Source organism: Pseudomonas sp. CFBP 13602 (assembly GCF_014842725.1).
In the GTDB taxonomy this organism is placed as follows: Bacteria; Pseudomonadota; Gammaproteobacteria; order Pseudomonadales; family Pseudomonadaceae; genus Aquipseudomonas; species Aquipseudomonas baltica.
Map to the genome: position 1 here is coordinate 119,907 of NZ_JACYVT010000009.1, position 15,622 is coordinate 135,528.

Sequence of the window (15,622 nt, forward strand, 5' to 3'; positions counted from 1 at the left end):
TTGTTACGAGAGCGAGGCTGTGTGCCACCCCCCGGTTTTGGAACGACTACGTTTTTGTTGATAGGGCGTCTGTCAGTCATACGATATCTCCCGAACACATCTGAAGGGTTTGCAGATAAACGTCAACGATAGCTAGCCTGGCACATCATGTAGTGGTTTTTATGCTAGCTGGACACAATATAGAGGATTGCTCCAAGTTCGACAAGCTGACATACCGTGCTCAGGAGTATACCGTTTGTCGGGTTTGCCCGCTTTTCTTCGACCCCACCCCCTTGAAAATTTTCAAACGAGACGGAGTTCTTATATTTGAGAGCAAAACAAAAGCTGCATTCGTGCATGCCCCACTCACACTGATCCTGCACAGCCACTGTTCTTGGTTTTGCTTCATGCTTTGCCCTTTGCCCTTTGCCCTTTGCCCTTTGCCTCAGCTTCTGATCTTGGCTTTGCCGTTGCGGGCTTAAGGATCCAGCTGCGCCAGTGGGTCTTGTTGGGTAGGGGAAGTCGGCATTCGGCGGCGTAGCCGCCTCCTTCTCTTTGATCACAAAACGAGATTTCTATACACGAAAAAATTTCATCGTCGGGCTCAGCACAACTGATACGCACCAGTGCGTCCGGAGTTTGGAGCTGAAGATGGATTATCGTTTGGAATCGGAAATATGGATCACCGCGCAGCGAAGCATGCCTGAGCGTGCATTTTTCGAGTTGATTGCTGATGCAGTCGGGAGCTACAGACGCACGCCTGGGTACTCCGCTCCAGAGCGCATGTATGCATCCGACATCGGCCCATATGGTGTCTATTCGCTAGGCATGGCCGCTAGTGGGGCAGCTATGTCATCTTGGCAGGAAGCCGACCCCTATGTTCCTGTTCGAGCTCGGTTAAGGGAACATATCTACAGAATCCTGCAGCACCACCTTCTGTCTTCTTCTCTAGCATCGGATGCGATTATTGATAACCAGATGGCTGGCGATTTGGGGCTTTAGAAGTCGTTGCTACGGCGCCTATGAAGATCCCAAAGCAAACGAGCCATACCCATCCGCGACCAAAGGTTCATTACTACCTTGGCCAGAAGCGCTATCATCGAGCCACTAGCTCAGGAGGGCTCTTGGCCAGGTATTCGCCTGCACCCCCCTTGGCCCATGACAAGGATGGTTGCGCATGGACGACGTCGTTCAGCCCCTCTCGCCGCAAGCTGAAATCCCACCTAAAAAAATAGAGATTCTTGCGACGCTTGTGGCGAAGCTGAATCTGGCAGACTTCCAAAATGCCATTCCGGTTATCCGTGAGCTTCGCGTCTTGAACGAGACTTCCTCACGATTTCTCAACGCGACGCTTACGTTGTCTTCTGAGCCTGAGGTATTCAAACCCAAGACGTGGCGCATTGATGAGATCGCAGCAGTCAGCTTCAGAGTCATTCCAGGGCTTGATCTTGTCCTGGACGGCCCATTGCTAAATCGTTTGACGGAAGCAGAGCTTTCGACCTTTACCTTCGTGCTTGAAGCTGATGACAAAGACGCTGCGCAGGGCCGTAAGGAGATCGCTCGCACAGAGCAAATCGTCGATCTTCTTCCGCGAAATCAGTGGGGCGGGATGCGGCACATACCTGATATGACTGCCGCGTTTGTGCAACCCAATGACCCTGCAGTTGAGCGGCTGTTAAAGCAGACTGCCGAGCTGCTTCGCCTCAGTGACAAGTCATCATCGCTTGATGGCTATGAAGGAGGCTCAAAGCGAGCGTGGCAACTGGCCTCAGCAGTCTGGGGAGCGGTCGCAAGGATGAAGCTGGACTACGCGCTTCCACCAGCGAGCTTCGAACAGACAGGGCAAAAAGTTCGTAGCCCAAGCCAGATTGCGAATTCCGGACTGGCCACGTGTCTCGATCTGACCCTGCTCTTCTGCGCAGCGCTTGAACAGATCGGTCTCAATCCCGTGATCGTGTTTACGAAGGGGCACGCGTTCGCCGGCCTTTGGTTGAAACCCGAGGAATTCACTACCGTTCTTGTAGATGACGTCACAGCCGTACGCAAGCGGGTCAAACTCCAAGAGCTTGTGTTGTTCGAAACCACACTCATTACTCAGAACCCGATTCCCCCATTCTCTTACGCAGTGGAAAGAGGAACGAAGCAGATTGCCGAGGACGTTGAGTCCGACTTCGAAATGTTGCTCGACATCCGTCGTGCTCGTCTCCAAAGAATCAAGCCGCTAGCCAGTTCCGAAGCCCAGCCGGCGCATGTCGTTTCAGAAGAGTCTGATGCTGCTCCGGTTTTGATGGTCGAGGAGGGGGTGGGCTTCTCTGACGAGAATGCAGAGGTTCAAGTCGAAGATCTGTCCAAGCTAGACCCTGCAGATCGCCTGGGTCGTTGGCAGCGCAAGCTTCTTGATCTTTCGCTTCGTAATAACCTCCTCAATTTCAAGACTGGTAAGCGGGCGCTGAAACTGGAATCACCAGATCCCGGCGCGCTGGAAGACATTCTGGCCAGTGGTCAGTCATTGAAGCTGCTGACCAGGCCAGATCTAATGGATGGTGCGGATCCGCGTGAGCGTGTGCTTTATGAGCAACGTGAACGTGAAGATGTCCGCCGTCGTCATGCTGAAGATGCTCTCAGACGTAAAGAGGTCTTCGTCGCGTTAAGCTCTCATGAAATGGACGTACGGCTTACCGAACTGTACCGGGGAGCTCGCACCGCATTGCAGGAGGGTGGTTCCAACACTCTGTTCCTAGCCATGGGTTTTTTGAGCTGGACACGAGAGGACAGGGCAGGTCAGAAATACAAGGCTCCACTCGTGCTTGTTCCGGTCAGTCTGGAGCGCAGAAGCGCGCGCTCTGGGTTCACCATGGTGCTTCACGATGATGAGCCTATATTCAATCCCACGCTGATCGAGATGCTCCGACAAGACTTTGAGCTTGGTCTCGGCTCGCTGGAGCACGAGCTACCTCGTGATGATTCTGGTCTGGATATTTCCGGCGTGTGGAAGAAGGTTGGCCATGCCATCAAAGATATTCCCGGTTGGGAGCTAAATGAAGACGTCGTCCTCTCGATGTTCTCCTTCGCGAAATACCTTATGTGGAAGGATCTGTCCGAGAACGCAGATCACCTGCGTCAAAGCCCAGTGGTTCAGCACCTTCTCGATACACCTCGCGATTCTTTCCCCTCTGATACTCCTTTTCCGGAGGCAGAGGCCCTTGATCGCGATTACAGTCCGACAGACGTCTTTTGCCCGCTACCCTCAGATTCATCTCAACTCGCGGCTGTAATGGCTGCAGCAAAGGGCAAGGACTTTGTTCTCATCGGCCCCCCAGGTACAGGTAAAAGCCAAACGATCTCGAACATGATCGCCCAGTCCATAGCTCAGGGACGTCGAGTGCTTTTTGTATCCGAGAAAATCGCCGCTTTGGACGTAGTCTACCGACGTTTGCGGGAAATCGGTCTGGGCGAGTTCTGTCTAGAGTTGCATTCGAGTAAAGCACGCAAAACAGATGTTCTCGCTCAGCTACAGTCAGCTTGGGAAGCGAAGGGCCACGTTGATGCTGCCGCATGGGAGTTGGAGGCACAGCGGCTTGCTGGGTTGCGCGAGACTCTCAATATCTATGTCGAGCGTCTACATCGTCGCCATCGCAATGGCTATGCCATCTACGATGCGATTGGTACGGTGACATCGGGCATTGATGAGCCTGTCGCTTCGCTGGCATGGCCTTCCCCTGACGTCCACGACCGTAAAGACATGCTTGGGATACGGGAACTGGGCGACCGTCTTGAGGTAAATGCTCAAGCAGTTGGTTACGACCAACTCGCTGGAAACGCTCTCTCTGCGGTTGGACAGTCTGAGTGGTCAACGCATTGGCAACAGCAGTTCATACAGGCAGCGCGAGACGTGTTACCAGCCGTTTTGGAGGTACAACGATCATCTGACCGCTTCGTGGAACTGACGCGCTTACCTGTTACTCCCTATACGCCTACGGGACTCGAAGGGCTGAGTATTCTATCTGAATGTCTTCCAATGGCTGCAGGACATGACTGGCGCTTCGCATTGCGAGTTGATGCCCGGGCGGTTAGCTCACGTCTTACTGAAGGATGCCTGTGGGTTGAGCAGCATAGGGACATTAATACAAAACTGTCGCCTGTATGGACATCACGCGTTGTCGCGCAGGTAAAGGAGGGGATCGACCTGCTGCAGCAGCGTCGTCTGCTCCATGCCGAGCTACGTCCCTCCTGGCCGGAGAGCGTCACAGAGGTGCTCGCGCAAGCCGTCCAGTTGCTTAGCGAAATGGAGGCGCTCAAGCAGCAGTTAAACGCAACTTACAGTGATGCTATTGAGTCGGTAGATGTTGATCTGCTGTGGCGGGAGTGGAAGGACGCTGATGAATCGTTCTGGCCTAAATCTTGGCTCGGCAAGCGCCGTATCTCTACATTACTAGCACCCATGCAGACCGCTGAAGGCGAGGTAGATGACGGCAGAGAACTGGCTACTTGGGTGGAAATTCGGTCTGTGCGTAAAGCGATCGAGGTACTGGAGCCAGGTCATGAGTGTGTCGCTGTTTGGCAAGGCTCCAAATCGGTAGCAACACGGCTAACGACGGCGATCAACGTGCAAAAAGCTCTTCGACTTCAGAAGCAATCCAACTCTTGGATTGATGAAAACTTTCAAACAGTCGAGGAGGGGCAACTGGGCGAGGAACTCAAAGCGCAGCTTCATCGGATGCGCAGCTTGGTGCGTTTGGATGCTCAAATCCAGCAACTTCATGATCTATCGTCCAGCACCGGGGCTCTTTGGAGTGGACTGAGCACCGACATCGATGTACTCACGGCAGCCGTGCGTTTTCAAGCAGAGCGACGTGAAATAGAAGAGCGTGGTCGACTCGCGGATGATCATCCTTCTGTAGAACAAGGTCGCTGCGGTAACGTCTTCAAAAATGACATTGAGCTCCTCAAGGTGCGATCGCTGATCGAACGTGATTTGGCTGACCTTGCAGATCTGCGCGAGTTGACTCCGATCTGGCTCGACTTGAAGACTAAAGTTGATGTCGCACGCCGTGCTGTCTCTTTCCAAGGTCAGATTGCTGTTGCTCTAGCAAAGCTTGTCCAGAATCCTGAGGAAATAGCCGCGTATAAAGCTGCGCTTCAAATTCTCTTGGGCGACGGCAATGCGTTGCTTGAGCCGGAAGGCGCGATAACCTCAGCAGGAATCCAACTCCGTGAAAAACTGGAGATTCTGCAGAAACGATCTTCGCAGTTGACGTCGGCAGGTCACTTCACAGATACAGCTGTTGGGCAAAACGCTCATTTATCGTTGAGCGATCTCAGGCAAAACTGTGAGGCCGTAGTGTCCTGTGAGCCTCAGCTCAAGACATGGTGTGCGTGGAGAAAAGTACGCGATGATGCGTTTGCGGCTGGCTTGGGTTCTATCGTTCAGGCCATGGAAACTGGGGCAGTAACCGCCGGGAAGGTTCGTCGAGTTCTTGAAGTCAACTACGCCCGCTGGTGGCTTAACACCACAGTGGATTTGGACGATGTGATCCGCACATTCGTAAGCGTCGAGCACGAACAACGTATCCGCGACTTCCGAGCTTTGGACGACAAATTCACAGAGCTCACCAAAGACTTGCTCAGAGCCCGTCTCTGCGCTGATTTACCTAGCCAGGAAAGTGTCAGCAGGTCTTCGGAGTGGGGGCTTCTGCGTCACGAAATGGGTAAGAAGACCAAGCATCTTCCGTTGCGAGAGCTGATTACTCGTGCGCCAGATGCTCTGACAAAGTTGACGCCATGTCTGTTGATGAGTCCGCTTTCAATCGCTCAATACCTGCCTCCAGCCTCTACTCCTTTTGACCTGGTCATATTTGACGAGGCGTCACAGATTCCGGTGTGGGATGCCATCGGCGCCATGGCGCGAGGAAGGCAAGTGGTGATGGTAGGCGATCCTAAGCAGCTGCCGCCTACCTCTTTCTTTGGTCGCGCTGAATCTACGGCTGACGATGAGGATGTGGAGGCCGACCTTGAAAGCATCCTGGATGAATGCATCAGCGCAAACCTGCCAATGCGCAAGCTTAATTGGCACTACCGTAGCCGCCATGAAAGCCTTATCACGTTCTCCAATCAGCGGTATTATGACTCTACACTGGTAACGTTCCCGTCACCTCATACAACGGACAAAGCGGTGCGCCTATGTCCTGTTGCTGGGGTGTATGACAAAGGCGGTTCGCGTACTAATCTGATTGAAGCTAGATCGCTGGTGGCTGATCTTGTGGCCCGTCTGAAATCGCCAGCCTTCCGAGAGAGCGGGCACACGGTCGGTGTGGTCACCTTCAATGGTGAGCAACAGAAGCTCATCATGGACATGCTCGACGATGCATGTTGTAAAGACCCGTCACTTGAGCCCTATTTCGCTGAGTCCGAGCTCGAACCCGTTTTCGTCAAGAACCTTGAAAGCGTTCAGGGTGATGAGCGAGACATCATCTACTTTTCGACCACCTATGGTAAGGACGCTGCCGGCGTGATGTCGATGAACTTCGGCCCGATGAACCGGCCGGGAGGGGAGCGCCGGCTGAACGTTGCTATCACTCGCGCACGGCAGGAATTGGTAGTGTTCTCGACCTTACGGCCTGAGCACATCGACCTCGCTCGGACGCAGTCCGTAGGCGTACGTGATCTCAAGCATTTCCTTGAGTTTGCAGAGCGTGGGCCACAGGCTTTGGTAGAGGCCAACCTTGGTAGCGTAGGTGGATTTGATAGTCCGTTCGAGGAAGCGGTCGCCGCCGCTCTTGCTAAGAAAGGGTGGCAGGTTGTCACGCAGATCGGCGTCTCTTCATTCCGAATTGATCTGGGCGTGGTCGATCCAGATGCGCCAGGCCGGTTCCTGGCGGGGGTTGAGTGTGATGGTGCTACTTACCACCGCAGCGCAACTGCGCGAGATCGGGACAAGCTTCGTGAGTTCGTATTGCGTGGCCTGGGCTGGGAAATTGTCAGGATTTGGTCGACAGATTGGTGGGTTGATGCGCTCGGTACCGCCGAGAAGGTGCACCAGCGCTTGAACGCCCTTCTTGTCGTATCGCGGGCCAAGCAAGCTGCTATCGATGCTGCGCAAGAAGCGGAACGTCTGAAGGCAGATACAGCCGCAGCGCAACAGCTTGAAGTCCTAGACCAGGTTGTAGTCGGTTCTATCACTCCTACAATCATTGAGTCCAATGATCCTATGGGCGCAATAGCGGAGCCCAAGTACGCCCGAGCATCAGCGGTTCCTCCACTGGAAGATGTCGTGCTTGCGCAAAAGGTAGAGCGGCTGATCTATAGAGAAAGCGATTTACGCTCCGCTATCGGCGAAGTTGATCCCGACAGATTTTTCGATGTTGGTTACACCGCGACATTGGAGAAAATGATTGCGTACGTTGTGGAGAGAGAAGGGCCTGTTTTGGATGCCGCGTTGACCAGACGTATTGCTCGGGCTCACGGCTGGGCTAAAGCTGGCGGACGTATCCGCGAGCGCGTTGACCGAATTGTTCGTTCCCAATTTCGCTTTCACGAAGAGGAGCAGACAGGCACGTTCTTCTGGCCGGTACAGTTGGAAGAAAAGTCGCGCGTCATTTTCAGACGTCCCGATGAGGAAGGAGCAATGCGTAGCCTTGGGGAGATCTGCCTGCCGGAGCTGGCTGCACTTGTTCGTGAGATGGTTGATCAAGGCCACGAAGGCGAAACACTTATTTATGCGGTAGCCAAGGAGGCCGGCGTTGGTAGAGTTGCGCATGCCGGACGTCAGCGAATAGAGAAGGCGATCCAGTTCGCATCTGAGTGATGTCAACCAAACGGTATTCGGATCATCCGCTTCTGGCCCATCCATCATCCCTGATGCGTCGGGCCTACAGATTCGTAGGGCGCGGTTCTGAATTTTCATCAAGGAATGTCGGTGTCCTGACATGGCGTTGTACCAGTTGAAGCGCTGACGATTTCATAGTGATGGCGGAGGGCATTTAGCTTGAATGCCTTCCTATGCTAATGTGCCATCACATGAGCGATAGGGAGAATCGTGATGGGCTGGAAAGGGACTGTACGTTCGTTGCACGCATCAGCAAGGCGGGCAGAGCGCAATGCTCACCGTCGGCAACGTGAGCTTGAGAAGCGGCACAACGAGTACGCCAAAATGGAAGCGCCTGAGCAGGCAGCGTATGAAGTTGAGGTATACGAAAATCATCTCGAAATCTTGATGTCGATGCACAAAGAATGCGAGAAGCCTGTGAATTGGAAGCGGTTGCTTTCAAAGCCTGAGCCTCTGCAGCCTGAGAGCTCCAGATCGCTTGAGCAGGCAGCCACGCACGCGTCGACTACGTATAGCCCGAATTTGCTCGTTCGGTTATTCAAACTAGAAGCTCGCAAGCGTCGAGATTTGGTAGCAAAGATTCGAGTGGCAAAGCTTGAGGACGAGAAGCGCTATCAGGTCGCACTCGCCGATTGGAACACAGAGCACGCTGAATGGAGGGAGGAAAGGGGCATGGCTTTGCGTATCCTGAGCGGCGATTACCAAGCGAAGCTTGATGCCATCGAGGCATTTGATTCTTTCTCGGAAATTTCACACCTTGGCTCATCCATAGAGATTGTTGTTCATGAGAACGGTGTGCTGGAAGCCAAGCTTGCTATCCACGGCTCAGAAGTGATTCCGACGGAGATAAAGTCTCTGCTGAAGAGTGGCAAGCTATCTACCAAGGCCATGCCCACTGGACGATTCAACGAGATACACCAGGATTACGTCTGCAGCTGTGCTTTGCGCGTTGCCAGAGAGCTGATGGCCGTACTGGCCGATGAAATAGTCATTGTCACTGCTCTGGATGATGTGCTGAACGGCGCAACAGGCCATATGGAGGAGCGGCCTATTCTGAGCGTTGCATTCTCACGGTCGACGGTGGACAGGCTCAATCTCGATTCGATAGATCCATCAGACGCGATGAAGAATTTCGTGCACAACATGAGCTTCAAGAAGGGAGCTGGATTCGCACCGGTGTCTGCCGTTGATGCTCGCGCCTTGACCACGACCTTGTAGTGGTCAAGTGATCCCGAACAATGAGTTAAGTTTTTCCTCGGCGACCGCAGGCGTAGACCCTCGATTGAACTGGTGTAGTCGCCGCCAGTTGTACTGCTGCATTAGATACCGACCTATATCCTGCTTCGCCAGCGCAGCGCTCATGTAGCCCATCGTCGGTATCCAGTAAGTTTTCAAGCTATGAAATAGCCGCTCCATCGGTGCATTGTCGTGGCGGTTACCACGCTGACTCATGCTTTGTTCAAAGCGAAATCGCGACAGCCTCTGGCGGAAAGCTCTGCTCCCATATTGGCTGCCCTGTCAGCGCTTTGCTGGTCGGCGTGGCTGTACCCCTGGTCAAGCTCCAGGCTGGCAGCTTAGCGCTTGAACTGGGGGGTGAAGGTACGGCGTTGCTTGGTCATCGGACACCTCTCTATGGCGAGCATTCTCGCCTAAATGGGTGTCCGGTTTCATTAGACCACTACAGTTTCAATTGCGAGCCGTTAGGCATACCAGAGGTTGAGGCGCAGAAGCGGTATTGTTGCCCTATTTTTCTTGGAGCATGATTTTCTCACCTGTGACGTTTTCTGCGAGAAAATCAAGGAATGACCGAACGGCAGGCATCATGCCTCGCCGGGTAGGAAACACCGCTAGGACTTTTAGCGCAGGCGGCGACCATCCCTCAAGCACTGGCAAAAGCAAACCCTGACTTATCTCATCGCTGCACATGAAGTCTGGAAGCAGCGCCATGCCGATGCCTTCCAATGCGGCGGACTTGAGTACAAGCATGTCATCCGCAGTGCACACTGGCCGATGATGCAACTCAAATTTTTCACCATCAGGCCCCACTAGGCACCAACTTGTGCGTCCATCCAAAGCCGACATCGCCAACGTGGGCAATCGATGCAGCTCCTCTATCAACCCAGGCTTGCCGAGGCGATCCAGTAGTTTGGGGCTCGCGAGCAGCACAGAGTATGTTGCTCCCAAGTTCTTGACTACCAAGCTGCCACTGTCCTCGAGATTAGGACGTACGCGAAGAGCGACATCAACGCCTTCATGAACCAGATCAACCACCCGATTAGTCACTTGCAGTTCAATACGCACCTGTGGATGCATTGCGACGAATCGAGGCAATATTGGCCCAAGGATTGTCTGGGCAAGGGTAACAGGACAGGTGATTCGCACGGTACCCCGTGGTTCGCTCTGCGCATGTGCAATTGCCTCATCAGCGGCTTCAGCCTCCTCGCGTAACGCAACGCAATGGCGGTAATAGATCTCACCTGCCTCGGTGAGCGAAAGCTTACGCGTTGTCCGCTGCAGCAAGCGCACCCCCAATCGGGACTCAAGATCACTGATGCGCCGCGACAGCCTGGATTTAGGCACGCTTAAAGAACGGCTAGCAGCTGTGAATCCGCCCCGATCTACTACCTCTGCAAAAAAAATCATGTCATTCAGGTTCTGCATCGTTCCGCCAGTAGAACAATCAAACTCAATTTTACCAACTTATCAGGACTTTATGTCTACCGCATAATCTATTTTCGCGCGCAGGCAAATTCCTCGCCGCATCAGGAGATAATATGAAGCTGTTGCATATAGATTCGAGCCAGCTAGGCTCCTTCTCTGTTTCGCGAGCGCTCAGCCGCAAAACCACCATTTGGTGGGCAGCCAACCATCCTGGGACGCACATCGAATACCTGGATCTAGCTGAGGCTGCCCCTTCACACCTAGACAGTGACTCACTAGCATTTCGCCTCGGGGTCGATTCACCCGAACTCACGCCAGCTCAGAAACGGGAAAACGAGTTGACCGAAAGACTGGTGAGTCAATTCCTGGAAGCTGACGCTTTTGTGATCGGCGCACCTATGTATAACTTCACCATACCGACTCAGCTCAAAGCCTGGATTGATCGGATTGCGCAAGCCGGCCGCACGTTTCGCTACACGGCTGCAGGTTCCGAAGGGCTGGCAACCGGCAAGACCGTAATCGTAGTGTCCACCCGAGGCGGCATGTATGCCGGTCTGCCTCATGAAACGCTGGATCACCAAGAAAGCTATCTGCTGGCAGTATTCGGTTTCCTTGGCATAACAGATGTGCGCTTCGTACGTGCCGAAGGGCTGGCCATGGGCGACGAGGTGAAGGCGAAAGCAGTCGCCGTAGCCGAAGCTGACATTCAGGTTCAGACAGGGCCGAACGTAAAAAGCAAATAACCACTGCCCGCCTTATTTAGGCGATTGTGATTCTGATCATAAATATGACCACCGGCGAGCTTCAGAAAACCTGGAGCCGTTCTGGAACTGTGGTCTTTGTGGGCATTTACTGCGCAAACACGCCGAACTACACGGCGGTTACCAAAAACTATTTAACCGCTCAATCCGCGAAGGAATAATCGGTGCGTACAGTCAAAAGATCCCACCCTGCATACCGCGATGATATTGCCGACCTAATCACGCGTCGGCCTATTCCGGGGCCAGAGATCGATCAGATCGACCCTTTCCTCTTTCTCAACCATCATGGTCGGATGGTGTATAAACCTGGCAACAATGGTCTTCCCTTCGGCCCACACCCGCATCGGGGGTTCGAAACGGTCACGTTCATACTTGAGGGAAGCCTTGCACACCACGACACGGGTGGCCATGAAAGCGTTATAGAAGCTGGTGGTGTGCAATGGATGACGGCCGGCTCTGGCCTGATTCATTCCGAAATCTCTCCGCCATCCTTTAAGAGAACCGGCGGCGCGCTGGAGATCCTTCAGTTGTGGGTAAACCTTCCATCACACTTGAAGATGAGTCCTCCACGCTATTCTGGCGTCCAGAAAAAGCAGATCCCTCACCTATCCCTTGCAGGTGGGAAAGGAAGTCTCGAGCTCATTGCGGGCGAATTCTCGGGTGTCCACGGCCCAATCACTTCGCTAACCGGGGTGTTCATGTCCGTGGTGCGCCTGTCGGCCGGCGCCAAAGTAACCATCTCTGCGCCCTGTACCCGCAGCGTTTTTCTCTATGTTATAGGTGGCAGAGTCGCCGTTTCAGGTAAGACGGTTGGCCAATGGCACCTGGTGGAGATGAACAGCGACGGCGATGAAATCGAGATTGAAGCATCGGCTAGCACTGTCTTATTGTTCGGTCACGCCACTCCAATCAACGAATCGGTTGTAGCCCAGGGCCCATTCGTTATGAACAGTAAAGAAGAGATCCGACAGGCCTTCGCAGACTACAAAGCCGGCAAATTCAACGGGGCTAACAAGTTGCTTGAAATCGGTGACTAAACCTAACTTGATCAGCTGGTGAACGACACTGGGTTTATGGTTGAAACTAGCCGCAGGTTATCAGTTGCCAGGCTATAGGTACCATCGAGTCGTAGTGGAGCGTATCTATGCTTACGTTGAGCTATCGGGGTAAAAGCTAACCAATCCTAAAGGGTTGCTGTTGTATCATTGCGGCAATGAGCAAAAGCATCGTCTAACAGCTAACGAGATCTACATTGGCAGAGGCGTACGCGAATTCAAGCCGGCATCCAGGTCAAAGGACTGGGTGCGTATCGCCTACACGCAACGACAGCGACCGTTAAGGGAAGATCATCAGCACGCTGTAGCAGCATTTGAAGGGGCCTTACGATGGATACCATTCATTCTTCAGGCCCAGCGTCTGTTAGGGATACGGACTATTTACCCATGATTGTGACGGCAGACCTTTCAGCCTTCCAGCCTTCCAGAGGCTATCTGAAGAAAAGCTGTCACGTTTCCCCAGTTTAATGCGAATGGACGTTAACGTTGGTCATAAATCATGGGGTGACGGATCGTTCACTGCGCTTGATATAAACGTAGCCGAGGAATTGCTACGCAAGGTTTGTCGCTCTAGATCGGATTGGAAGGTTCGTTCCCCCTACAATTACGATTGATTGAGGATTTTGCATAATCATCTTGAAAATTGAAATAGATCACATAACCCCTTGGGGTTAAGGTCTAGGTCGCTGCGAACAAAAACAAGATTGACTAGAGGTTTGCATGAAGCTGCAAGAACGCACCCAAATGATCTCAAAGCCTAATAAATCTGTACGCTCAGCGTCGTCCGTTGAGCGGCACAGGGCGTTGGCAAAACTTTATTACCGCCACACGTAGGCGTTGCTCCAACACGGCTTATCGTGGAAGGGCAGAACCGATACTGTCCTACCTAATTGCTTGATGACACAAGCATCGCTTGCGATGAGCTATGCCTGCTACCTGCTAAACGAGGACTTGGACGATGGAACTCAGTTTTGCTGCAGAAAAACCCAAGATCGCAGTCCAGATCGCCGGGATGTTTGCACCTATGGCTCCCGCCAATGCGATAATCGGCGTCAACGTGCGCTCAGATAACTGGGTGTACTACGCAAGCCGGATACGCCCGCATTACGAGCGGATGAACCGACTCATCGGCCAGATCGGGGGATTGCTGATTCTGGGCCAGGCAAAAGGTTGCTTCGATACCTACTTCGAAATGTCGCGTACACCGAAGGAACAGACAGCGTCCTGCTTGGATGATCTTAATTCTGTGATTGCGCCCACCGGTGCCATTCCCCATCTCACTCACATGCAGACCGCAGCACGGCAACTGAACCAGATCGCCCTGGATTTACATGGGGCGGTAAATGATCCCTGCGAGCTCACTGCGAAGCTGGCGCAATGGCTGGCCGCGCTGAAATCGGTAAGCGCCATGCTCCATTGCGCTGCAGACCCAGTGGTATCCCTGCAGCCGGTGGCATTCGAAGACGCCTGCGCGTGCTGTGTGATCAAGACAACACCCTAGCCAAACCTTTCCAAACCCTGTGCCTTCGCCAAAAACAATAAGGAGCACACCATGTCCCAAAATACCTACTCCATCTGGGTGGCTGAATACGCCTATGTCACTAACTATCCCATTGGCGGCGTTCTCTCGGGCGCTCATAACGAAGGGGTTTGCAAGCTTCCCTACTGCTATGTGGTGATCAAAGGTGGCGGCCATACGATGATGGTGGACGTTGGTTACAACCATTCCGCTTACGGTGGGGTGCTAGGTGATCGTTTCGGTGTCGAACACTGGCACTCGCCGAAGCAAGTGCTCGAAGAGCTTGGAATCACGCCTGAAGAGGTGGATACCGTCTTCATTACACACTCCCACTTCGATCACTTGGGCAACACCGATGCCTTCCCGAATGCCACTTTCTACATCCAGGAGCGCGAACTGTCCAAGTGGATTTGGGCAATGGCACAGCCAGAGCATATGCAGTGGATGATGACCGGTACGGATCCCTCGGACATCCTGAGAGCTGTAGAATTGACCAAACAGGGTCGTCTGCGTTGCATCGATGGCCCTCAGGAAGACGTCCTTCCGGGTGTCGATCTTCACGTTGCCTTCGACAGTCATACCTACGGCTGTATGTGGGTGCACGTACGTAACGATTTAGCCCGGCAGTCCCAGAATGGCTGGGTGCTGGCGGGTGATTTAGTCTACGTATACGATAATCTCGTAGCCGAACCACAGGTCAGCGACGGGCAGATTGAGGGCAAACTGAGTCTTAAACCCGTGGGCTTCGCCATGGGTAGCAATACCAACCTCATCACCGCTTCGGACGACATGCTCAAAGCAGTGGACTACCAAGTCAAACGGGTGATACCGATCCACGAGGAGCGCCTTAAAGATGTATTCCCTTCGCGAATTTCAAAGATCGGTCTGCGTGTTAGTGAGCTTTGTCTCGCCGACGACCAAGCTTCTGCTGTCCTGTAAGCTTAGGTATTTGAGGAAAAAGCGCTGTTCATGAGATGTACAGCGCTTCACCTAAATGGGTTTCAGTGGACATGCGTCGATGTCCGCGACGATCGGATTAGAACGAGTAGCGACGCATCTCACTGTCGACCACCAGTACCGTGCCAATGATTTTGCGGACGCGAGGGCAGGCCAGGAACGTCACAGCGTTGCTTACGTCTTTGGGTTGCTAAAGTCACGCATTGGTACCTCGCGCTCCAGGAACTTCTGACGCTCTTCACCGGTGCGGGCGAGAATCTCGGGTAACAGCTTTTGAGTGACTTGGCGAAGATGGTCAAAGTTAAGCGTCATGCCTTCAATCCAACGTTCTTCTCATGTGCCGATGCCCATCGGGCTGCTGCTGCCGCCGGCGTTGTTGATCAAATGCCGATGTGGCCCATCGCGGCCAATGCAGCAGTAACATTTCTTTCCGCGCCGTTAGTAGCGACAAAGACCTTGGCAAAAGTGACTGGAGCGAGACCGCCAGATACTTTGATTTTTAATAACGACCTAGCTAAAAGTTCTTCATTGCGCTCGCTCGCGATGACCTTAATTCCTTCAGCTGCGAGTGACTTCACCATTGCTTGGCCATTGCCTTGACTTGTACCGGTGCCTGGTACGGTTTTTACAGCAATTTGCAGATCTGTGTTCAATTCTCATGAGAGAAAAAGGGTGTGGGGCTTTTTATGTTGTCACGTTCTTTGATTACATTTTGAGTTTTTAGAGATGTTGGATAAATAGCCGTATCCGAAACACATTAGGAATGCTGGCGTACCGATACTCTTGAATTTTTACAGGTATTTACAATGGCGCAGGTAAATCCACTCGCGACGAAGTGAGAAATCCATACGCCCAGCCTTGAAAT

Annotated in this window: 9 protein-coding genes and 1 pseudogene; 7 read left to right on the forward strand and 3 right to left on the reverse strand. The window is 53.1% G+C overall.

What is annotated here, in order from left to right:
* The first annotated feature begins 630 nt into the window (after positions 1 to 630).
* The 3 genes from IFU31_RS18855 to IFU31_RS18865 all read left to right on the forward strand — a co-directional run bounded on the left by IFU31_RS18855 (position 631) and on the right by IFU31_RS18865 (position 9,022).
* On the forward strand, positions 631 to 981 hold the full coding sequence (locus IFU31_RS18855; RefSeq protein WP_192104141.1) for a hypothetical protein: 351 nt from the start codon (positions 631 to 633) through the stop codon (positions 979 to 981).
* A gap of 175 nt (positions 982 to 1,156) precedes the next feature.
* Complete coding sequence (locus IFU31_RS18860) at positions 1,157 to 7,783, forward strand: DUF3320 domain-containing protein (RefSeq protein WP_192104143.1); 6,627 nt, start codon at positions 1,157 to 1,159, stop codon at positions 7,781 to 7,783.
* A 345-nt stretch (positions 7,784 to 8,128) separates the two neighbouring features.
* Entirely contained in the window at positions 8,129 to 9,022 is an 894-nt protein-coding gene (locus IFU31_RS18865) for a hypothetical protein (RefSeq protein WP_244657707.1), read from the forward strand.
* Positions 9,023 to 9,025: 3 nt separating this feature from the next.
* Here the strand turns inward: IFU31_RS18865 and IFU31_RS18870 are convergent.
* Both IFU31_RS18870 and IFU31_RS18875 read right to left on the reverse strand, forming a co-directional pair.
* Positions 9,026 to 9,322, reverse strand: a pseudogene (locus IFU31_RS18870) (integrase core domain-containing protein); the annotation flags it as partial.
* A gap of 225 nt (positions 9,323 to 9,547) precedes the next feature.
* Positions 9,548 to 10,465, reverse strand: coding sequence for a LysR substrate-binding domain-containing protein (locus IFU31_RS18875; RefSeq protein WP_192104147.1), 918 nt, complete (start codon positions 10,463 to 10,465; stop codon positions 9,548 to 9,550).
* Positions 10,466 to 10,578: 113 nt separating this feature from the next.
* On the opposite strand from IFU31_RS18875, the gene IFU31_RS18880 reads away from it, so the two are divergent.
* From IFU31_RS18880 to IFU31_RS18895, 4 genes are all read left to right on the forward strand, one after another.
* On the forward strand, positions 10,579 to 11,208 hold the full coding sequence (locus IFU31_RS18880) for an FMN-dependent NADH-azoreductase (RefSeq protein ID WP_192104148.1): 630 nt from the start codon (positions 10,579 to 10,581) through the stop codon (positions 11,206 to 11,208).
* A gap of 182 nt (positions 11,209 to 11,390) precedes the next feature.
* Positions 11,391 to 12,263, forward strand: a complete 873-nt coding sequence (locus IFU31_RS21770) for a pirin family protein (protein ID WP_192104150.1) — start codon at positions 11,391 to 11,393, stop codon at positions 12,261 to 12,263.
* 976 nt (positions 12,264 to 13,239) lie between these two features.
* Positions 13,240 to 13,782: a hypothetical protein gene (locus tag IFU31_RS18890; RefSeq protein ID WP_192104152.1), complete on the forward strand. Its 543-nt coding sequence runs from the start codon at positions 13,240 to 13,242 to the stop codon at positions 13,780 to 13,782.
* A 51-nt stretch (positions 13,783 to 13,833) separates the two neighbouring features.
* Positions 13,834 to 14,739, forward strand: a complete 906-nt coding sequence (locus tag IFU31_RS18895; RefSeq protein WP_192104154.1) for an N-acyl homoserine lactonase family protein — start codon at positions 13,834 to 13,836, stop codon at positions 14,737 to 14,739.
* Positions 14,740 to 15,137: 398 nt separating this feature from the next.
* Here IFU31_RS18895 and IFU31_RS21715 read toward each other — a convergent pair whose 3' ends face one another.
* Positions 15,138 to 15,410 (reverse strand): hypothetical protein, encoded by a 273-nt coding sequence (locus tag IFU31_RS21715; RefSeq protein ID WP_244657708.1) that lies wholly within the window; start codon positions 15,408 to 15,410, stop codon positions 15,138 to 15,140.
* Positions 15,411 to 15,622 lie beyond the last annotated feature (212 nt).